This window comes from Shewanella sp. N2AIL, assembly GCF_022690845.1.
GTDB lineage: Bacteria > Pseudomonadota > Gammaproteobacteria > Enterobacterales > Shewanellaceae > Shewanella > Shewanella baltica.
On the sequence record NZ_JALBYT010000035.1, the window covers coordinates 26,023 to 45,321 of the forward strand.

Below are 19,299 nucleotides of genomic sequence, written 5' to 3' on the forward strand. Positions count from 1 at the left end.
TTTATAAATAAGGTTTTGAATCATTGATATTTTTCAACAAGGAGAAAGTGAAAATGTTATCTATTGCACCGTTAGTTTGGGGTGAAATTCCTGTCAGTGACATGAACCGTGCCGTTGCTTTTTATCAGCAGCATTTTGGGGTTGAGTTTAAACGTGACGATATGGAAGACATGGAATATGCGACGATAGTCACCGAAGATGCGAGCGCGGCGAGCATAGGGTTAGTCAAATGCAGCATGGGTCAGCCATCGATGCAAGGCAGCACTGTGTATCTGCATTTCAGCGCACAATTGCAACCTTTAGTGGATAAACTTATCGCAGCAGAGGTGACGATTATCCTGCCAGTCACACCGATAAAAGACGGTGAGTGTGGTTATATCGCCTTATTTGCCGATAGCGAAGGTAACAAAGTGGGTCTGTGGTCTAAGGATAAGTAGTCTCGAGTGATTAATGTATTAGCGTCGTGGCCTTAAGGCACGACGCTAAAATCACGCAATTAACTAAAGTATGGGTTTAGATTTCTATGGAAGAAACAAAGATGGACGTGGTTTATATTGATGCTCGACCGCTACTTGGATTGAGCACCCGCACGAACAATCGGGCCGAAATGTCCGCCGATGGCGCTAAAATTGGCGGTTTATGGCAAGCCTTTTTTGAATCATCACAACTCACCGCTATGCTCAATTCGCCCATGTATGGCGTGTATTACGACTATGAGTCAGACATGAATGGCGAGTTTGCTGTGCTGGTGGGCAAGGCAATTGATGCCCCTGTCGAGGCAAACCACTTCACATCGCTGGAGCTTGAAGCCGGTAAATACCTTAAATTCACCGGTCAAGGTGACATGCCCCAGTGTGTTATCGATCTTTGGGGACAAGTGTGGGGCTATTTTAGTGCTAACGATTGTCCGCATCAGCGACGTTATCAAACTGATTTTGAAGTCTATCTTAGCGCCACTGAGGTTGAGATTTATATCGGGATTTTATGATTTAAATCGTAAACTATCACTCAAGTGAGTATCAGGATATGTCAGTGATTTATGTAAACTCATAATGCTTAATCAACGGATAGGCAAATAAAGGATTAAATTAGAGTCAATGCGCCGCGCCGACCGCCTATTTCAAATAGTGCAAATTCTTAAACATAAACGCCTGACCACAGCCCAAGAATTGGCTGAACGGTTAGAGGTATCCACGCGCACGATTTACCGTGACGTGCAGGATTTGTGTTTAAGTGGCATTCCCATTGAAGGGGAGGCGGGTGTCGGCTATTTGTTGCGCCATGAGGTCAATGTTCCGCCCTTGATGTTTAACGAAGCCGAACTCGAAGCGATTCAAGTTGGCATGCGTATGGTGCAAACTTGGGGTGGTAAGGAGCTTGGTAGCGCCGCGAGACAGGCGATGATCAAAGTCGAAGCCGTATTGCCAAAACGATTACAAGCCTATCAATCTTTGATGTTTTCACCGGATTTTTATCTCGACTCCAATGAGTTCCAATTCCTCGATCCGCTGCGTAATTCAGCTCAGCGCCGCGAATACGTCAAACTCTTCTATCAAGACGTCAAACTCGATGTCACCGAGCGTGAAGTGCGCCCGCTCGCCATCTATTTTTGGCGTGGCACTTGGACCTTACTGACTTGGTGTGAGCTGCGTTCGGCTTTTCGTAATTTCAGGGTTGATCGCATCACAGGCCTTGTGCGGTTGAACCGTCATTTTGAACAAGCACCTGGTCAAGAGCTGGAAGATTATATTTGCCTGATGGATGAACATGCGAAGGCGCGAGCCGAAACAAAAGAAAAGCCACTCGAATGAGTGGCTTTTTAATACATTTCTAATTTGCTAGTAACATTCTAGCAATTCGCTAGTTGTATCTAGATCTCTATGATAATCGTATCATAACTATTATTGAGAGCCTAAACTCACCGTTTTTAATTGTTTAACATGACTTCGCTTGATTGCGAAATATGCAGTTTTTTGATTAAACCATCTTCATCATTATTTTGGATCTCGCCGACGGCAACTTGAATATTACGACTCAGTCCTAATTTTTGAGCGCTTTTAGGACGATTAGCAATATCTTCATCCGTTAGCGGATAGGATTCACTGGCATCTATATTAAATTGACTCGAATCTATTGCGGTAAATTTACCGCTTATTGGTGCGCCATGTTGTCTAACAATATTCGCCAATTGCCACTCAAAGCCACTTTTTGACTGTGCCGAATTAATCGCTGCAGGCCAATCCCATACACCATAACCATTTATATCTTGATGAAGATATTGATCGACTAAGGCTTCTGGCCCATTAAGATTATTCGCATTCGCTCCGCCAAAGGTGTAAGGGAAGTTAGGTCTGTTTGTTGGATGATTAATATGCGCATTACCTCCCCATTTTAAGAAGTTCTCATATTTTATATCGTACATCATATATAAACTTGAGGTGTATGGGACATCCGCCTTCTGTTTAAACAGAGTGATTGAGATATAACGTTTGCTGCGAGGCGGCATAATGGCGCGGTACTGTGCTTGACTAGAAATCGTTGTACTTTTGCCGTCGGTTTCACTCCAACCTTGGCTGGCGGAAAATTCGGCACTGATTTCAGAACTCGCTCCACCTATTCCTGGAATACCCACTTCATATTTATTGGTTACGCCAATTTTCTCGGAGAAAGAGAAATTATCGGTTTTGGCCCAGCTAGTGGTGTAATCATAGTTTAGGGTGGCTACACCGGTATCTTCGGTATCGCCCCAGTTGTAAATCACTACTGGAGCGGTATAAATAGCTTCACGATCATAAACTTGAGGTGAACCTAACTTTAGGCTTTGTGGATTAGTCACGAAATGGATATTTTGTAAATTCACCTTCAAACGTTCATTCGCTCTGTAGCCGCTTGCATAAGGATCATTGCCGTTATAGCGGGCTTTAAGACTGTATTCGTTGCTCGATTCTCTTTTGACTTCGATGTCTTCACCAACATACTGGGATGCCGTACCGCCAGCCCATGCATATCCAAGATGGTGTCCCAAGGAGAATAATGAGCTGATAAACGAGGGATCGTTAATCGCATCATTTTTAAGCGAATCAAGATCAGGGGCAGCGTGTTCTACCATTGACAGTTTTGGAATAGTATTCGGAATAGCGGCTTCGGCCAACAAAGAAACAGTTCCAAGTGCGGTTAAACAGGATAAAGTTAATATACTCAGGCTAGATTTTGTTCTCATGATTGTTCCTTTATTTTAATAAAATATGTCCTTTCATTGAGAGCGCCGATGGCAATTATATGTAGTCCTAAATCATATAAATAATCATTACTGCTAGGCACATCTAAAAACTAGCACTTTTATTTTTATTAAACAAAGTAAAGTTAGATTAATTTAAATGGTGTTTGATTTAAGTTAAATTTGTTAATTACTTTATTTTTAAACGGTATTTGAAACTTTATAATATAGTGTATTTACTTTATTTTTAATAGGTTAATTTTTGTGCGTGGATTAATATTAATGGCATGGCGTATTTAATATTTATGCTGACTTTTTTATGAAAAACTTTTTAAATGGACTCTTTGTGTCGAGATTTATATCTATAGTTATACCGAGAGTTATATCGAAAGCTATACCGAGATAAATACTGTAATGGATACAGTAAATAACACGTTTGAGCGGAAGTCTTTAGGCAATGAATAGTGTGAATATGGCTAGATTAAGTATTTTCTCTTTGTGGTTTGAGTCTTTGTTATTGCAGACAAATCTCATCTCTCTCCATTATCGTCGATGTATGAAATGCCGTTAAAGTCGCTACTGTTGTAGAGCCATAAGGGCATAGAGACATGAAGATTGTGGAAGATGATAATGTGAAAATGATTTGCTAAGAGACGACGTCTCAGATGGGATGAGATTGTGTAAAAGAGTCGTAGAGGCGGTTAAGTGCTTGATGCAAGAGCCAGTGCCGCTGTTGGGCACTAGCTCTTTGTTTACTTAATGTTGTTTGCTTAATGGATAAAGAAAAACAGTCCCATACTCAACACTGTGGTCAACAAGGTGTTACGGGTGACGAGCGCGAGTATCGTCGCGACCACGGCGCAGATGAGATAGCTGTTGTCTAAGCTGAGATCGAGCTGGCCTTCTTGCACAAACACTATGGGCGCGAAGATAGCGGTCAGTACTGCAGGGGCTGAGTAACTTAAAAAAGTTTGGGTGCCCTTACTTAATCGCAGCGGTAATTTAGGTTCAAGCAGTAAATGACGACTAATAAACACAACCGCTGCCATTGAGAAAATCATTAACCAAATCATGCTTTTTCTCCTGATGCTGTGTTTGTCTTAGTCCCAGTTTCTGCTTGGGTTTGTGTGCTTGCAAGCTCTGTTGCGGATTGTTCTGCGCGTTCCGCTTCCTTAGTCACTTTGGCGTAAAGTACGCCAGTTGTCATTCCGGCAATGGCGGCGATCAGTAATCCCGCTTGAATTTCAAACAAGGCGCATATCACAGCGAGAGTGAGCGAGACTAATACACAGACGAGAATCGACGGCTTTTTTACCGTGGGCACGACCAGCGCGATAAAGGTGGCGGCGATGGCGAAATCGAGCCCAAGTTCGCCTAAGTTCTCGATAGCATTGCCCGCGACTATGCCAAGCAAGGTCGCTATGTTCCAGCCGATATAAAAACTCAAGCCGCCGCCAAGGGCGTACCAGCGATCGAACTTATGTAACTTGCCTTGGTTGGCGATGGCAAACAGTTCATCTGTGAGCAAAAAGCCCAATGTCAGGCGCCACTTTAATGGCAAGGGACTGATTTGACTGCGCATCGCCATCGCATATAACAGATGTCGCGAGGTGATGAGTAGCGTCGTAATTAAGATACTCCACAGACCAATACCGGCTTTGACCATGCCGAGCGCCACTAACTGAGCCGCGCCCGCGAAGATAATAGCTGACATGGCTTGGCTTTCAATGGGCGTGAGTCCAACCTCAATGGCGAAGGAGCCTGCTAAAATGCCCCAAGGCACCACTGCTATTGTCAGCGGCATCATGGCCAAGGTGCCTTTTAAAAAAGCCTTGGCTTTTGTGGGATGCGCGGGAGAAACATCAGATTCTATAAGCTTGTCGGTGGTCACTTTGGCTCCTAAAAATAGCGGCGACACTAGGGTCGCTGTTAAACAATGAATGCTTGGATAAGGTCTGCTTGCTCTGTTATTACCGCTCAGTTACGACTGTTTAGTGACTATTTCTTAGAGACTAGTGTTTAGTCATGGCAGGCCTGTTATTAGCGGCCTGTTATTAGCGGCCTGTTATTAGCGGCCTGTTATTGGGGATATTAAGCAAGCTGAGCATGGCAGATTAACCTAAAGTGGTTGTTTAGGCTTGGATAATATTGCGGCCTATTTCTTTGGCAAATTGTCCTGGGGTTACGCCGACGGTCTTTTTAAAATGCCGATTCAAATGGCTTTGATCGTGAAAACCACAATCGAGGGCGACATCGAGCAGCCGTGTGCCTTGCTTGATTTTGCCCTTGGCCAGTCTGACTCTGGCCTGAATTTGGTAAGCGTGGGGCGGTAAGCCGTAATAGCGCTGAAATTGCTTGAGTAAATAATAGGGGCTTAATCCCGCAAGCGTTGCCAGCTCTTCAAGGGAAATATCGGCCGCAGGATGATCGTCGATAAAGGATTTCACCAACGCTAATGCAGGCTTAGCGACTGCCGCGAGATTATCGCTTGGGCGATGTTTGCCATGGCGTGCCATTAACTGCATTAGGCTTGAATAGACTAAGCTTTCACGCAGTAAGCGATTATCCGATGTATCTAAGGTAGTAAAGGTGAGGCGCAGCAGTTCGGCTAATTCAGGATCGTACACTACGGGCTCAGGGAAATAAGGCGCACCGCTGTTTACTGCTCGCTCACTGTTAATACCGGCAAACTGCGCAGGGACTGGATACATGGCACGATAGGACCAACCGCTCTCAGTGGCGCTACAGCCATTATGCACTTCATCAGCATTGACGAGAATGATGCTGTGCTTTGGCGCCACATGGTTGCCACCCGTGCGATAAAAACGCTGCGCACCCGTTTCAATCACGCCGACTGTGTAACCTTCGTGAGTGTGCCGACTAAAATTTTGTTTATGGTAGTGGGCATTGAGTAACTCCAGGCCACCTAATTCATCGGCAATTTGGTAGGCCGCATGTTCTGTGTTCATCAAGCCTCCTTTCTTGAATGGATGAATGGGCGGGTTATGCCTGATAGTAACCCAGAAATCCTCAGCGCTTTTGTACAAAATTGCGCATATTGGATTTTGTTTTGCGCTTAATGGCGGTTTCTTAATGTTTGTTGCTTATTGCTGTCGCTTGAGATTTTTCATCAAGCTTGCTCGCGACCCGCTTATCTTAGGTCGCCTGCTTTAATTGACTCAGATCAGCGCCCGCGATGGCGTGTAGGCGCTGAGTGATTTTTTCTATCGGCCAATCCCACCAAGCGATGGTCACGAGCTCATCTATCACATTTTGCTCGAATCTGAGCTTGATGACAGTGGCAGGATTACCGCCAACCACAGCGTAGGGCGGCACATCTTTCGTCACCACGGATTGACTGGCAACAATGGCGCCGTGGCCAATCTTCACTCCAGGCATGATAGTGGCGTTATAACCAATCCACACATCGTTACCGATACAGGTGTCGCCTTTATGGGGTAAATCGGTGGGATCTGGCATTACCTTTTCCCAGCCATTGCCAAAGATATAAAAGGGATAAGTCGAGAAGCCTGACACTTGATGATTGGCGCCATTCATAATGAATTTCACGTCTTTCGCAATAGCGCAGAATTTACCGATAATCAGTTTATCGCCAATAAAGTCAAAGTGATAAAGCACATTCGACTCGAACCTTTCAGGCCCCGCAGGATCGTCATAATAGGTATAATCGCCGACGATAATGTTCTCGCGGGTAATAAAGTTTTTAAGAAATCCAACCTGAGGGAAGCCTTTCATCGGCGCTTTGTCGTTGGGATTTGGGCCTAATTGGGAATGGGGTGTCGTGTCAGGCATAGCTGTCTCCATCGTTAAAGTACGTCTTAACTCGTGCATTCTTTTATAAGATTGATGTGCGAATTTGTGGTGCCTATTGCGGTGTTGATTGTGGTGCCTATTGCAGTGGTGCCTGTGGTGGTGTTGATAGCGGGATGAGTCGGATTAATACTCGCCCGTCACCACAAGTGTATTTTCAATAGGTTCAACCACTAAGGCAAGCGTAGTTTTGTCTCGCATAAAGCCGACAGAGCAAATTGCCATCGCGCCACTACCACAGGTTATTTCGGGATAGTCTTCTGTCATAGGCGCTTCATATTCCGCTACGGGCGTTAACACCCAGCCTGCAGCCAATAAACTTGATTTCACCTCAGCGTATTTTTTACCCCATAACGCGCTGGTGTCCTGTGCTTGAGCAAATAGAGGTAATGCGCCAAGGCTTAACATGATCAGTGGGAGAATTATCTTTCGCATGTAAGGCCTTAGTTCCTATGTGGTTTCGGGGATGATTGATGGTTAATTTTTAAAGGCTAAATCAACGTCGTGGGGCTTCACCCCACACCTGAATCCCATTAAGCCTTTGGTATGGCTGATAGTCTGTTACTCACAATTAGGGCATTCTAACAATTTAACAATGAGTGTCTTGTTAAATCTTTCTTCGTTAAATAATTTAAAAGCAAAGTCAAAGTCGTGGGGCTTCACCCCACACCCGACCAAGAGGGGATCAACAGCAATTCCCTCTTGGATCTCCCTTGCCGCCCCCAACGGAGTTGAAAGCCCCTTGGGCATTAAGCGTCCTTATGCTATCGCGTCAGACGCTCGTCCCTGATTCGACTGACGCTATCTCGGCTTCCCTGCCTCGCTCACGCAACGAACGCAAATGCCCTGCGGCAACTCCGAGGGGAAGGTGAACTCCTTCAGCTTTTGTGTTGTTTGCAAGTCATGCAAAGAAAACCGAATAATGTTTACTACTACTTTTAGAAATTTAACAATGGGTGTCTCGTTAAATTGCGCAAAGTAGAATAAGTTCTACAGATTTCGATTTTATTGCGTAACCTCATCGACAGCCTCTTTAACAGCATTCATATACGGAATAACTACATCGATGTAAACCAAAAGATCACTGAAGGATATATCTGCAGCTCTATCATTGTGATGGACGATATTGTTTCTTTTTGTGACTATGGTATTAATTATGTGTTTATACTTCTCAAAGTCATCTTTTCTTGATAAGTCAATGCCAAGAAATTGAAAAAGTTTCAGAGTTCTATAGGGATTTGCAGAAATATTGTCAGATATATCTTTCTTTGTAACATCCAATGAGAGGTTTTCATAGTTAAAATACTTATCTTTTAAGCCAGTATTTAATCTCCAATGCACAAAATTATGTGGTATACCGACTGAGGATAGTCGGTTGGATATATTAACTGAGTGTTTAAAAGCAATATCTTGAAGGTATGCTTCAAGATAACTACATATACTTATTAAATACGACTTAACAAAAAAATTCACGTTATCAATGAATAATTGATCTGGTTCGTTAGCAATAACTCGTGCGTTTGAGCTATTGATTACATTTCTTAAAGATAAATATAGGCCTGTATACTGCAAGTATAAATCACTATTTTTCGAGGGCTGCATTCAATAATGGCTCCCATAACGAGCGTCTTCTTAGAATCGATGTCTTTTTTTGTAAGCCGCCAGATAATGTCCGCCTGAAATCTTCACTTGAACATAGCTCATGGTAAGCATCTTTGATTACGATTCTTTTATCATCAATGATTTCTTTATTAATTAACCCAACAGTAGCCATTAAAAGATCATAATGAACCATTCCTTGTTTTTGCCTATCACGTGAAGTATCTATGAACAAGTTATCTTCGAAAATTGTTTTACAGTTATTCAGAGCATTATTAAATTTTAGACGGAGATGGTTTACACCTTCCTCATCTATATCTGAATTATGTTCCATAAAGTCGTCAAGGAAATTTCTTAAAACACCATCATATGACGTTAGAGCCAAATCAGCAGAAAATGCAAAAAAACGTAATATCTGTTCATCTGATTCACGACTATCTTTTGTTCTATCACTTCCTTCTGCAATGCCAAAATTAGCTATTGCTGGATTTCCTGCAAGTTCAACTAGTAACTCATCAAACGCACCAGGATAAATTGCATGCCTTATTTCTTGGTCGCTTAATTGAACTGCCCCTTGATTGAGCCTTGCAAATATCTCTCTTATTAATTTTTTTGGATTTTCTTTACGAAGAACAATGCAACGAATAGTTGTTGTCTCAAGTTCAGCTTGGAGATCTCCAAGTTCAGAAAACTTTTTCCCCTCGAGTTCTTTGAATGTCGTCATCCCTTCTAAAGCAAACTCATCATTAAAAAATTTAGTTATTGTTGTAAGTCTCTGAACACCATCAATGACCAATTGATTCCTATTTTCATCTTCAGCGAAATAACATGATGGAAGAGGGATTCTCATTAAACATGATTCTATAAATTTAGAGGCTCTCCCCCATCCCTCTTTATCCCATTTATATTTTCTCTGGAAGTCAGGATTTAATATTGTTTTAGGGCTGTCTGAAGAAATTCTGGATACTAACGTTTCAAATGGATAATCTAATGGATATAAATTTAATGTTTTATCTTGAATTTCTACGGCCATGGTACTTTCCTAGTTTGTTAATAATATTTTGGACTTTAATTACCACTAGCTTGTAAATATGCCCGTGCTTCAATTGAAATGGTTGATTTCTAAAATACAACTATCTGTCTTAAAATAAACTTATCAGATTGTGTTCTGTTATCATAGGGAATTATCTATCAGATATGAACAATCATATGTACCACTAAGTTTCTCAATAAAGAGTGATGCGGTAACTATATGATTTAAAATGAAATTAATGTGTTTTAATGCTTTTGTTTAAGTGAGGTATATTGCAGTATGCTAACTCCGATGCAACTGCATTCTCATTCACTTTTATACGACTAAAGAGCTACATAAAGAGTGTGTATTAAAATTCATTACTGAAAAAATCTAAAATTTCATCAATTTTATTGCGCTCAGCTTTTCACACAATGAGTGAGGACACCCACAACTTTCATGATTGATCTTTTACACCATAATTCCTATAGGTTGTGGTTAGAATCAATACGACGTGATCGCGCTATTTGTTTTCTAAATGCTACAGATTACGCATAATGTTAGCTAAGGCGAATTCAACTGCTGACGTGACCTTCGATGACATGGATGTCATCGTAGAGCCGCCATGGATGGCTTCACGGCGTGTCACGGAAGCAGTTGAATTCGGCGAACGAGTGATGGATAAGCGCTTTGTCTTGTCTCTTTAATGTTCAGCTTATTTCGTGTCGCGTAGCAAACAGCCGCAAATAATTTGCGGCTGTTTGCTATTAACACACTGTATTTGAACTGGGATTTAAAGCTTTCGCTAAACAACTCGCTATTGGGCAACCATCGCCATGAGTGCGGGTAAAAACTCGTTATCTAGTGCGGCGATTTCACTTTGTTCGATTAGCACTTGATTAAGAATATCATGGCTAGTCAAAGGGTTGGCTAGTACCACGCGAAACACCACGGTCGCTTGTCTAAAATAGCGGGCGGGGGAAATGCGGGTGCGGGAGACGAAGGATTTTCCCTGTTCGCGTTGGTGCTTTTGAATAAACTGGGTGAGGCCATCGAGCAGCTCATTAAAGCGGGCGACTCTTACCGTGTCTGCTTGCTCACAGGCAAGCTGCATGGCGGCTTGTACGCGGGCGGGCACATAACGATAAGTCAGCAGACACAGTTCTGGTTCAGTAACCAGCTCAAAATCCTCATGGGCTTTGATTTGTTCGGCAAAATAACGGGCTTTTTCAAGGCTGTTATTGATTAAGATTTCATAGCCATCGCGGCCGATGATCTGTAAGCAAGCGTGCACTAACATCGCCATGCCGGGGCGTGAACCTTCGAGCGTTTGGCTGCCTAAGTCCTTTGAACCACGGCGCAGAATATATTCGGCGTGATGGGCAATGGCGTGGGCGAACTCTGGGTCTTTAAATAACACCATACCTGCGCCCATGGGCACGTACATTTGTTTGTGGGCATCAATAGTGACTGAATCGGCAAGTTCGATACCTGCGAGTAAGTGGCGGTATTTATTGGATAATAAACTCGCACCGCCCCACGCCGCATCTACATGGAAATGACAATTTAACTCTTTTGCCAGCGCCGCTAACTCTGTCAGTGGGTCAACATTACCGGTTTCAGTGGTGCCAGCCACACCAACAATCGCCAACACTTTGATGTTTTTACTGGCAAGTTCAAGGGCGGCTTGGCGCATTTTCGCGACATCGACCTTGTTATCGATGCCCGTGGGAATGCTGATGATATTGTCACGACCGATACCAAGCAGATCGACGGCTTTGCCTAGCGAATAGTGACCGCGCTCCGAGACTAAAATCGCTAAATCGTCATAGCCATAGTGGCGCAGTGCCTTGAGTAAACCTTCGCGGCTGACGCCTTTAAACTCGCCATCGGCCTTCAATAATTGGTTACGGGCAATCCACAGGGCGGTGATGTTGGCAACCGTGCCGCCGGAGCAAAATGCGCCGAGGGAATGATTGGCGCTGTGCATCCAGCTTTGATAAAAATCCGTATCTTGGGCGTAAATCAAATGGTGCATCATGCCGAGCACTTGGCGCTCAAGCGGCGTAAATGCCTTTGAGGTTTCGATTTTGACCAGATTTTGATTGAGTCCCACCATCATTTTAGACAGCGGCAACACAAAGTAGGGCAGTGCCGATGTCATGTGGCCGATAAAACTGGGTGCCGCTGTGTGTACCGAATGCGCCACCAGATTTTGCATAATCTCGTCGGTGTAATCGGAAACAAAACGCGGCTGAGTTGGAATTTCAAAGGCTTGAAAATCGGTTTCAATTTCCGACAAGGGTTTTTCGAGCGCGGCGATACTGTCACCCAAAAAGCCTGCTAAGTCCTCGGAGAGCTTCTGCTCGATAATACTCAGCGTTGATCCTGCATCTTCCGGTGCAGTAAAAATGCGTAGCAGACTTTCTTCGGATGCTGTGGCTTGGCGAGGGAGTTTCTGGGTCATGGGGCTTGCCGTCTATTAATTTTTATAGTGAAACCGCAAATTGGCTCGAAGAGTATAACGGACCAGTGACTCTCAAAATGTTCAATCAGCGGAATACCAAAAAGGGAGCTCACTTTACTGCAAGGCCTTTTAGGCATCAAGCACTAAAATTTGTGTTACCAAAGCGTTGCGGCCTAAATAAGCAAAGGCGCCGTTATGGCGCCTTTATGTTTAACTCGACGAGCTGCTCATCAAGCCTGAGCATTAGTCCTAAAATTCATGTTAGCCCTAAAAATTAGCGCTGGCCTAACATGAGTACCGCGCCGATATTTCGGGCGGTATTACTAAGGTTTAGCTTGGCATTAGCCAGTACATCATCGAGTGGACTTAAGTGCGGAATGATAGGGAAGATAGCCGCCATACCGTGATCCAATATGGCATTGGCGTTGTCACCTAGGCAGCCCGCGATACCGATAGTAGGAATGCCCTGCAGTTGGGCTTGCTTTAACACACCCATCGGGGTTTTTCCAAACACGGTTTGCCCGTCGATGCGGCCTTCACCTGTGATCACTAAATCAGCGCCGCGGATTTTGTCAGCAAGGCCAACGGTTTTCATTACAATTTCAACACCGGGTTTAAGTTCGGCATTTAAAAAAGCCATCACGCCAAGACCCATACCGCCCGCAGCACCTGCACCCGCATGTTCACGCTGATCACTCATGCCACTTTGGGCAATCACATCGGCATAATGGGCGAGCGCGGTATCGAGCTGCTTAACCATCGCAGGCGTCGCGCCTTTTTGCGGACCAAAAATCGCCGATGCACCACGCTCGCCGCACAGCGGATTATCAACATCACAGGCAACTTCGAAGGTGCACTCACGTAAAAGTGGATGGGCGTTGGTCATATCGATACGGGCAAGATTCGCCAGCGCCGCGCCGCCAGAAGGCAAGGTTTTACCTTGGCTATCGAGCAATAAAATGTCCAGCGCTTGGGCCATACCCGCGCCGCCATCGTTGGTGGCACTGCCGCCTAGACCTAAAATGATGTGTTTTATCCCCCGATTAAGCGCATCACAAATCAGCTCGCCCGTCCCATAACTGGTGGTTAGCAGCGGATTACGTTGCTCCCTCGGCACATGGTGCAGACCAGAGGCCGAGGCCATTTCAATCACGGCAATCGCGCCAGTACTTATATCAGCGATTGAGCCACTGTTTGAGCCAGAATTTGAGCCAGAGTTTGATCCATTGCCGAGAATGCCTTCACCAAGAATGCCATAGTGCGCTTGCACCCTATACCCCAGTGGACCCATGACCTCTAGGCTGACAATACTGCCGCCCGTGGCGTCCACCATAGATTGCACTGTGCCTTCGCCACCATCGGCAACGGGTATTTTGATTATGTCGCAGTCGGGTATCACTTGTTTTAAGCCTTGCTCGATTGCGTTGGCCACTTCGAGTGCGCTTAAGCTTTCTTTAAATGAATCGGGGGCGATAACTATTTTCATTAAAAATCCTACAGCTAAATGGGCGCGGTTTGCGCTCAAGGGACACGCTTGAATCAAGGCTTAATCACTGATCACTAATTACTATCAGAGCAAGACTAAGCTCAGCACATACACAGTCAACATAGCGGTGACACCTTGAATAAGGGTTGCCATGGTTTGTGCTTTGTAAGCTTGTTTCACACTCATGCGGCTAAATTGGGTGACGACCCAGAAGAAGCTGTCATTGGCGTGGGAAACCGTCATCGCGCCGGCACCAATTGCCATCACCGTCAATACGCGGCCCATATCGCTGCCAAGACCGATATCACCGAGCATAGGCGCAACCAGTGCTGAGGTTGCGACTAACGCCACTGTCGATGAACCCTGCGCCGATTTAAGCGCCGCGGCGACGATGAACGGCATAAAAATACCGATACCGAGTGCCGACAATGATGTGCCTAAAAAGTCACCGATAGGCGTAGCTTTCAAGACCGCACCAAAGGCACCGCCTGCACCTGTGATTAAAATAATCGGCGCAGCTGTGACTAACCCTTGGCTGATACGCTCGCTAAATTCACTGATCTTATTCTCACCCTTTAATAACGACAGGGATAAGAATAGGCCAATCATCAGAGCGTTAACGGGCTGGCCGAGGAACACTAGCGCGTCAAATAACTCTGCTTTACCTAAAGGCGCTGAAGGGAAGTTAGCGATAGAACCTAAACAAATTAATACGATAGGCACAAAAATCGGTGCGAAGGCTTTTAATGGGCTGGGCAGGGTGCCATAGCTTTTTTTCAGGGTTTCATAGTCGCTCGCTTCCGCTTTAAGCTCCTGCGCACCTTCACCATCTGGCTCAACATCGGCAAAACGGTTCGCCCATAACATGCCCGCTAATGCGGCAACGGCGGCCACAAAGAGACCCACGCCAATCACTAAGCCCAAATTCGACTCTAAGCCTAAGTTACCCGCAGCGGCGATAGGACCCGGCGTTGGCGGTACAAAGGTGTGAGTGGCATACAGGCCCGTGGCTAAGGCAACGCTCATGGAGACGCTAGAGACCTTCATGCGGTTCGCCATCGATTGTTTTAGCGAGTTTAAGATCACAAAGCCCGAATCACAAAAGACTGGAATAGACACTAGGTAGCCGATGACCGACATAGTTAATGTCGGGAAGCGTTTACCTAATACCTTGATCACCACATCAGCCATAGTAATGGCGGCGCCGCTCTTTTCCAGAATAATACCTATGATTGTCCCCAAGACGATCACAAGACCGATATAACCTAAGATGCCGCCAAAACCTGTGGTGATGGTTTTAGCGATTTCTCCGCTCGGTAAGCCATAGGCGAAAGCCGCGATAAAGGCGGCCAGAATTAAGGTTAAAAAGGGGTGGAGTTTAAATTTTGAGGTCGCGATAACAATAAATGCAATCACGCCGATGAGAATAAGCACTAAGTTCATATTATGTCCCGTTCAGTTCTTGGCTGAAGTTTTTGAGTAAGTTTGTTGACTTATATTGTAGGGCGCAGTGCTTATTTGGGCCTGAGTCCAAATGAGGGCTGCTTTAAGGTTATCCTATTTTAAGATCATCCTATTATTGTGCAGGCATGCTTGAATAGCTTTGGCTAAATCCACGGAATTACCGCGTTATGTTTCGCCATTTTTGTGCTCATGCACAAAAAAGCTTAGGTGAATTCGAATGTAAGAGGAGGCGTTTTGTCGATAAGGGTTGGCAAATAGGGCTATTTGCCAACCTTAAATAGGAGGGACTCGGCTTAACTCGTCGTTTTATTGGCGACGAATAAAAGATTCGACATAGGCAGCGGTGCGAGCATTGAGTATCGGATCGGCAGACGCGGCAATGCCCTTAGGTAATAACAGCGGGTTGAAAATGCCTTTATCGCACTGTTGCACTTGGGGATCGTTATCTCGCTCACCGTTAATCACCACTTGGCCGACCAGCAAACGCTGGCGAGTCTCAGGCCAAATTACTGTGGGGTCATTAATCTCATCGCCCGTTTCAGCCAGTTGAATATAGAGGTTCCATTGTGCCGGCTGGGTTTTAATGCGCTCGAGTAATTCTGCCTCTAAAAAATCGTCACCCAGATTAGCAAGTTCGCTGGCTGACAGTGCTGCCGTACCTGCGACAGGTTCAAAAATCCACTTTCCCGCAACCGTTTCACCTTGCTGAGCGCCCCCTTTTTGGGTGCTAAACAGGAAACTATTCACGCCGTAGTAGCGGCTGTTGGCAAAACTTGGGCTAGGAGGCAGCTGTTTGACATAGTCGAAAAAGGCTTTAGCGCTGGGTTGATTGTCGATAAGCCACTGTTTACCTTCTGCGCCTTGTTTCACTTTGGTCTGAAAGGTAAAAAAGTCTTCTAGATTACTGGCGAAGAAAACGGGGACGTTAGTGGTAACAAAGTTAAGGTTTTTTTTATCGCCATCTATTTTGAGTGACATAAAGCGTCCAGCGGTTTTATCGGAGACCTGTGGATTAGTACCGCCAAGGGAAAAACGGGCAGTAACTTTAATGGCATCTTGATTAAAAAACGGAATCGCCAGTGTTTGTTGTAATTGCGGATCCGGTTTAAAACTGCCTGAGGTGCAAAATCCTTTCGTGTGATTACGCAGTTTTACCTTTTTACCCGCCTCGCGACTTGCCGCATCGGGCGTGCCATTGACGGCATCAACCAGCTCTGGAATGGTTTTTTCGGCTGCGACTAATGTCGGTGAAGTTAGCGCTAAGCCTGTGATGAGGCAGGCTTTGGCGAGTAAAGTCAGTTTGAATGGGGTCATTGCAATTCCTTTCAATGGTCTGGGTCGAGCGTTCGACATGTCGGCGCGAGATTGTTATTAGAAACTATAGGAAAGGGGATACGGTATAAATCTTTCAATCGATCTGTTAATTAATGCCTTACTGACTCAATTGCATAGGAAATAACACCCGTTATCTTGGGGTTGCCGAAGTATCAAGCAGTTGTCCAAGATACAAACTCAATAATCCATGCAGGGATTGGATATCGGCTTGGGTGATTTGCTGAATTTTATCGAGGCGATATCTAAGTGTGTTGCGGTGTATAAACAGCGCATTCGCACATTGCTGTGCATCACCAAAGTGGGTGATATAGGCGGCTAAGGTTTTGCGTAACTGGCCGTTTTTATCGGCCTTGGCGAGTTGCTGATAGGGTGACGCTAGTGCCTGACCGCGCCAGTCATGTTTAAGTCCTGCAAGAAGTACTTGTAGGGAATAATCTTCGAACAGGTATTTATTACTCTCAGCATTGCGTTGTTTACCTAGGGCTAAGGTTTCCTGCGCGGTTTGATAGGATCGCGCGATACCGCCTTTTTCGGGGAAAAAATGACCCAAGGCAATTTTAAAATTTAAATCCATTTGGGCGGGTAAGCGCTGCAACAGTTTATCGATACGCTGGTTTTCAAGTTCAGGATCCCATTGTTTTCCATCTAAAAAAGCGGGCTTTAGGATCACTAACTGCGACATGGATGTCATGGCTATTAAGTTACCACGATCCGGATTTTGCAATAGATGCAGCACTTGCTTGAGGGTTTCGCTGACTCTGGGGCTGCGTTCATCTACGGACTGAGTGGATGCCTCTACTAAGGATAAGGCCGATGAGTTGGCGTCAGTCTTTAAATGTTGTTTTTGGGTGTGTTTCTCGCTGATCTCAATAATGGCCGCGACTCTTGGCAGGCTGATATCAATGTCGAGCTGTTTTGCCCAGCGGTGCAACTGTGCATCATCGGTTTCAGCTTTGATCAGTTGCAGAATAAACTCTTCCCGCTGGCGATTCTCCCACTGCAATTTATCCTGCAGGTTGGCTTGTTCGACAATCATTTCGGCGGTCATTTTAAGTAACTCGCCGTAATGGGTAAGCTCACTTGGATCGCCAGTAATACCGACAACACCTATGATTTGTCCTTGATAATGCAAGGGTAAATTAATGCCAGGTTTAACACCATGTAACCCAGAGGCGACTTCTTGGCTTATCTCCACATTGCGATTTTGGGCAATGGCCAGCAGGGCGCCTTCGTGGGTCGAGCCAATACGTTTGGGATCGCCTGAGCCTAAAATCACTCCTTGGCCGTTCATCACATTGATATTGTGGCCAATGATTTTCATTGTGCGACTCACAATCTGTTTAGCGATGGCAGAATCAAGCAGATACATATAAGTGCCTAGAGTGGTTGAAGGTTTAACAGGGATGCAATACGCATTCTTAATCTGGGTAGCATATCGCGTTCAAACTCAGGATGCTGCTTAAGCCAGAGATTATTGCGTGGGCTCGGGTGCGGTAAGACAAAATATTTAGGCCAATATTGCTGCCACTGCGCGCACGCTTGGGTCACTGTGATGGCTTTCAGTTTGGGGATGGTTTTTGCTTTGGTGCTGGACGATACATTATTGCTGATTGTTTGAGGCTCAGTGAGCGGCGAAGTGAGGTTTATGGCCACGGACGATTCACGCGGTAGATGATAATCGATGGCATATTGGCCGAGGATCACGATTAACTCAATTTGTGGCATTAACGCAAGTAAGGCTTGATGCCAAGTGGCGGCGCATTCGGGGCGCGGTGGTTTATCACCCTGCTTTTTACCGTTTTTTTCGATACTGCCCGGAAAACAAAATCCCATAGGGATAATGGCAAAAAGGGCAGGGTTATAAAATTGCTCGCGAGTGACATTCAACCAAGTGCGCAGCCGTTCACCGCTGGCATCGTCAAATGGTATGCCTTTATGGTGGGTTTTCACGCCCGGAGCTTGGCCGGCAATCAAAATCCGCGTTTGGCTACTGGCCTGCAATATCGGCTTGGGCGCTAAGGGTAAATCGGCCTGACATAAAGTACAGGCGTTAATTTTCGTCAGCAGCGCTGCCATTGATGCAGAACTGGGCGGCGATACTGTTTCGCTTAGCGGTGATGGCGCCGGCGCGTTAGTGCAATGTGTTTTAGTCAACATTTGTCTTAGTCAGTGGTCAGTGCCAGTGATTAATGTCATCGCTGATTCATTTTCAATCAGGATTGGAACATCATCGCCGTTTGATATAGCCAGTAGCCAAAAAGACCGTACCCCAACAATAAGCCCAAGTAGCTTAATAACTTAGGCACTCTACTTGGGCTTGAAGCCAAACAGATGTGGGTTAGCACAAGGGTAAAGAAGGCTAAGGGCGCAATGACATAACTCAAGGCGAGGATGAATAATGCCCCTAGGCTGATGATCCAATCGGCATTACGATTGGCGGGTTTATCGATTTGGCACAGTTGTAGTGGCAATAATATCAATCCAATCCCCACACAAATAATGCCTAAGTTCAGGGCGAAATCACTCCAACCTCTGTGATCATAAATGGCTAACGCAACGGCAATCAGCGGAACGATTAAGGCGCTTAATACATGGCGTTTGGCAAAGGCGGTACTACGATACCGACCCGCAAAAAAGAACAAACCCTGCAAAAATAAATTGATTAAGGTAAAGCCGCCGAGGCCGAGAATGATAAACAGGCTGGCGGTGCCGCCCGAGGGGTCGAACGCCAAGGCGGGTAAGGGTAATAGACTCAGTCCCAGTAGGGCGGGAAGCGATGACAACCAGTTAGATTGGCAGAGGGAAGAATAAATACGCATGGGCTCAGAGGATTAACCAAAAGATTGAATTAAGATCCGCTAAAGTGAGCTAAAACTCAAGGAATAAGG

General features: G+C 45.3%; 18 protein-coding genes. 3 read left to right on the forward strand and 15 right to left on the reverse strand.

Annotated features, from left to right (window positions below; genetic code table 11):
* Positions 1 to 53: 53 nt before the first annotated feature.
* The 3 genes from MO387_RS17445 (at position 54) to MO387_RS17455 (ending at position 1,811) form a co-directional block, all read left to right on the forward strand.
* A complete protein-coding gene (locus MO387_RS17445) occupies positions 54 to 437 on the forward strand; it encodes a VOC family protein (RefSeq protein ID WP_107947016.1) in 384 nt (127 codons plus the stop codon).
* 101 nt (positions 438 to 538) lie between these two features.
* The gene (locus MO387_RS17450; RefSeq protein ID WP_071939018.1) at positions 539 to 988 is read left to right on the forward strand and encodes a GyrI-like domain-containing protein; all 450 of its coding nucleotides are present in this window, start codon (positions 539 to 541) and stop codon (positions 986 to 988) included.
* Positions 989 to 1,097: 109 nt separating this feature from the next.
* Positions 1,098 to 1,811: a YafY family protein gene (locus MO387_RS17455; RefSeq protein WP_107947017.1), complete on the forward strand. Its 714-nt coding sequence runs from the start codon at positions 1,098 to 1,100 to the stop codon at positions 1,809 to 1,811.
* Between the two features lie 116 nt (positions 1,812 to 1,927).
* On the opposite strand, the gene MO387_RS17460 is transcribed toward MO387_RS17455, so the two are convergent.
* The 15 genes from MO387_RS17460 to MO387_RS17530 form a co-directional block, all read right to left on the reverse strand.
* Positions 1,928 to 3,220: an aerolysin family beta-barrel pore-forming toxin gene (locus MO387_RS17460; protein WP_107947018.1), complete on the reverse strand. Its 1,293-nt coding sequence runs from the start codon at positions 3,218 to 3,220 to the stop codon at positions 1,928 to 1,930.
* A gap of 767 nt (positions 3,221 to 3,987) precedes the next feature.
* The gene (locus MO387_RS17465; RefSeq protein ID WP_006085337.1) at positions 3,988 to 4,290 is read right to left on the reverse strand and encodes an AzlD domain-containing protein; all 303 of its coding nucleotides are present in this window, start codon (positions 4,288 to 4,290) and stop codon (positions 3,988 to 3,990) included.
* Positions 4,287 to 5,108 (reverse strand): AzlC family ABC transporter permease, encoded by an 822-nt coding sequence (locus MO387_RS17470; RefSeq protein WP_107947019.1) that lies wholly within the window; start codon positions 5,106 to 5,108, stop codon positions 4,287 to 4,289. Before MO387_RS17470 ends, MO387_RS17465 begins: the two co-directional genes overlap by 4 nt.
* Before the next feature lie 241 nt (positions 5,109 to 5,349).
* Complete coding sequence (locus MO387_RS17475) at positions 5,350 to 6,186, reverse strand: AraC family transcriptional regulator (RefSeq protein ID WP_107947020.1); 837 nt, start codon at positions 6,184 to 6,186, stop codon at positions 5,350 to 5,352.
* Positions 6,187 to 6,373: 187 nt separating this feature from the next.
* The gene (locus MO387_RS17480; RefSeq protein ID WP_107947021.1) at positions 6,374 to 7,030 is read right to left on the reverse strand and encodes a Vat family streptogramin A O-acetyltransferase; all 657 of its coding nucleotides are present in this window, start codon (positions 7,028 to 7,030) and stop codon (positions 6,374 to 6,376) included.
* Between the two features lie 144 nt (positions 7,031 to 7,174).
* On the reverse strand, positions 7,175 to 7,483 hold the full coding sequence (locus MO387_RS17485) for a hypothetical protein (RefSeq protein WP_107947022.1): 309 nt from the start codon (positions 7,481 to 7,483) through the stop codon (positions 7,175 to 7,177).
* A gap of 570 nt (positions 7,484 to 8,053) precedes the next feature.
* Complete coding sequence (locus tag MO387_RS17490) at positions 8,054 to 8,650, reverse strand: MAE_28990/MAE_18760 family HEPN-like nuclease (RefSeq protein WP_107947024.1); 597 nt, start codon at positions 8,648 to 8,650, stop codon at positions 8,054 to 8,056.
* The gene (locus MO387_RS17495) at positions 8,631 to 9,680 is read right to left on the reverse strand and encodes a DUF262 domain-containing protein (protein ID WP_107947025.1); all 1,050 of its coding nucleotides are present in this window, start codon (positions 9,678 to 9,680) and stop codon (positions 8,631 to 8,633) included. The genes MO387_RS17490 and MO387_RS17495 overlap by 20 nt, the downstream gene beginning before the upstream one ends.
* Before the next feature lie 796 nt (positions 9,681 to 10,476).
* On the reverse strand, positions 10,477 to 12,126 hold the full coding sequence (panP, locus tag MO387_RS17500; RefSeq protein ID WP_107947026.1) for a pyridoxal-dependent aspartate 1-decarboxylase PanP: 1,650 nt from the start codon (positions 12,124 to 12,126) through the stop codon (positions 10,477 to 10,479).
* Positions 12,127 to 12,400: 274 nt separating this feature from the next.
* Positions 12,401 to 13,612, reverse strand: coding sequence for a glycerate kinase (locus MO387_RS17505; RefSeq protein ID WP_107947027.1), 1,212 nt, complete (start codon positions 13,610 to 13,612; stop codon positions 12,401 to 12,403).
* Positions 13,613 to 13,696: 84 nt separating this feature from the next.
* Positions 13,697 to 15,055: a GntP family permease gene (locus MO387_RS17510; RefSeq protein WP_107947028.1), complete on the reverse strand. Its 1,359-nt coding sequence runs from the start codon at positions 15,053 to 15,055 to the stop codon at positions 13,697 to 13,699.
* A 327-nt stretch (positions 15,056 to 15,382) separates the two neighbouring features.
* Entirely contained in the window at positions 15,383 to 16,390 is a 1,008-nt protein-coding gene (locus MO387_RS17515; protein WP_107947029.1) for a catalase family peroxidase, read from the reverse strand.
* A 151-nt stretch (positions 16,391 to 16,541) separates the two neighbouring features.
* The gene (locus MO387_RS17520) at positions 16,542 to 17,780 is read right to left on the reverse strand and encodes a sugar diacid recognition domain-containing protein (protein WP_107947030.1); all 1,239 of its coding nucleotides are present in this window, start codon (positions 17,778 to 17,780) and stop codon (positions 16,542 to 16,544) included.
* Positions 17,781 to 17,788: 8 nt separating this feature from the next.
* A complete protein-coding gene (locus tag MO387_RS17525) occupies positions 17,789 to 18,487 on the reverse strand; it encodes a uracil-DNA glycosylase family protein (protein WP_107950182.1) in 699 nt (232 codons plus the stop codon).
* Positions 18,488 to 18,624: 137 nt separating this feature from the next.
* The gene (locus MO387_RS17530) at positions 18,625 to 19,230 is read right to left on the reverse strand and encodes a hypothetical protein (protein ID WP_107947031.1); all 606 of its coding nucleotides are present in this window, start codon (positions 19,228 to 19,230) and stop codon (positions 18,625 to 18,627) included.
* Positions 19,231 to 19,299 lie beyond the last annotated feature (69 nt).

What these genes read in the sequence shown, in the direction of transcription:
- MO387_RS17445 (WP_107947016.1), top strand. Translation starts at nt 54, where the DNA reads ATGTTATCTATTGCACCGTTAGTTTGGGGTGAAATTCCTGTCAGTGAC.
- MO387_RS17485 (WP_107947022.1), bottom strand. Translation starts at nt 7,483, where the DNA reads ATGCGAAAGATAATTCTCCCACTGATCATGTTAAGCCTTGGCGCATTA.
- MO387_RS17455 (WP_107947017.1), top strand. Translation starts at nt 1,098, where the DNA reads ATGCGCCGCGCCGACCGCCTATTTCAAATAGTGCAAATTCTTAAACAT.
- MO387_RS17520 (WP_107947030.1), bottom strand. Translation starts at nt 17,780, where the DNA reads ATGTATCTGCTTGATTCTGCCATCGCTAAACAGATTGTGAGTCGCACA.
- MO387_RS17450 (WP_071939018.1), top strand. Translation starts at nt 539, where the DNA reads ATGGACGTGGTTTATATTGATGCTCGACCGCTACTTGGATTGAGCACC.
- panP (WP_107947026.1), bottom strand. Translation starts at nt 12,126, where the DNA reads ATGACCCAGAAACTCCCTCGCCAAGCCACAGCATCCGAAGAAAGTCTG.
- MO387_RS17525 (WP_107950182.1), bottom strand. Translation starts at nt 18,487, where the DNA reads ATGGCAGCGCTGCTGACGAAAATTAACGCCTGTACTTTATGTCAGGCC.
- MO387_RS17460 (WP_107947018.1), bottom strand. Translation starts at nt 3,220, where the DNA reads ATGAGAACAAAATCTAGCCTGAGTATATTAACTTTATCCTGTTTAACC.
- MO387_RS17505 (WP_107947027.1), bottom strand. Translation starts at nt 13,612, where the DNA reads ATGAAAATAGTTATCGCCCCCGATTCATTTAAAGAAAGCTTAAGCGCA.
- MO387_RS17475 (WP_107947020.1), bottom strand. Translation starts at nt 6,186, where the DNA reads ATGAACACAGAACATGCGGCCTACCAAATTGCCGATGAATTAGGTGGC.
- MO387_RS17530 (WP_107947031.1), bottom strand. Translation starts at nt 19,230, where the DNA reads ATGCGTATTTATTCTTCCCTCTGCCAATCTAACTGGTTGTCATCGCTT.
- MO387_RS17515 (WP_107947029.1), bottom strand. Translation starts at nt 16,390, where the DNA reads ATGACCCCATTCAAACTGACTTTACTCGCCAAAGCCTGCCTCATCACA.
- MO387_RS17465 (WP_006085337.1), bottom strand. Translation starts at nt 4,290, where the DNA reads ATGATTTGGTTAATGATTTTCTCAATGGCAGCGGTTGTGTTTATTAGT.
- MO387_RS17480 (WP_107947021.1), bottom strand. Translation starts at nt 7,030, where the DNA reads ATGCCTGACACGACACCCCATTCCCAATTAGGCCCAAATCCCAACGAC.
- MO387_RS17495 (WP_107947025.1), bottom strand. Translation starts at nt 9,680, where the DNA reads ATGGCCGTAGAAATTCAAGATAAAACATTAAATTTATATCCATTAGAT.
- MO387_RS17490 (WP_107947024.1), bottom strand. Translation starts at nt 8,650, where the DNA reads ATGCAGCCCTCGAAAAATAGTGATTTATACTTGCAGTATACAGGCCTA.
- MO387_RS17510 (WP_107947028.1), bottom strand. Translation starts at nt 15,055, where the DNA reads ATGAACTTAGTGCTTATTCTCATCGGCGTGATTGCATTTATTGTTATC.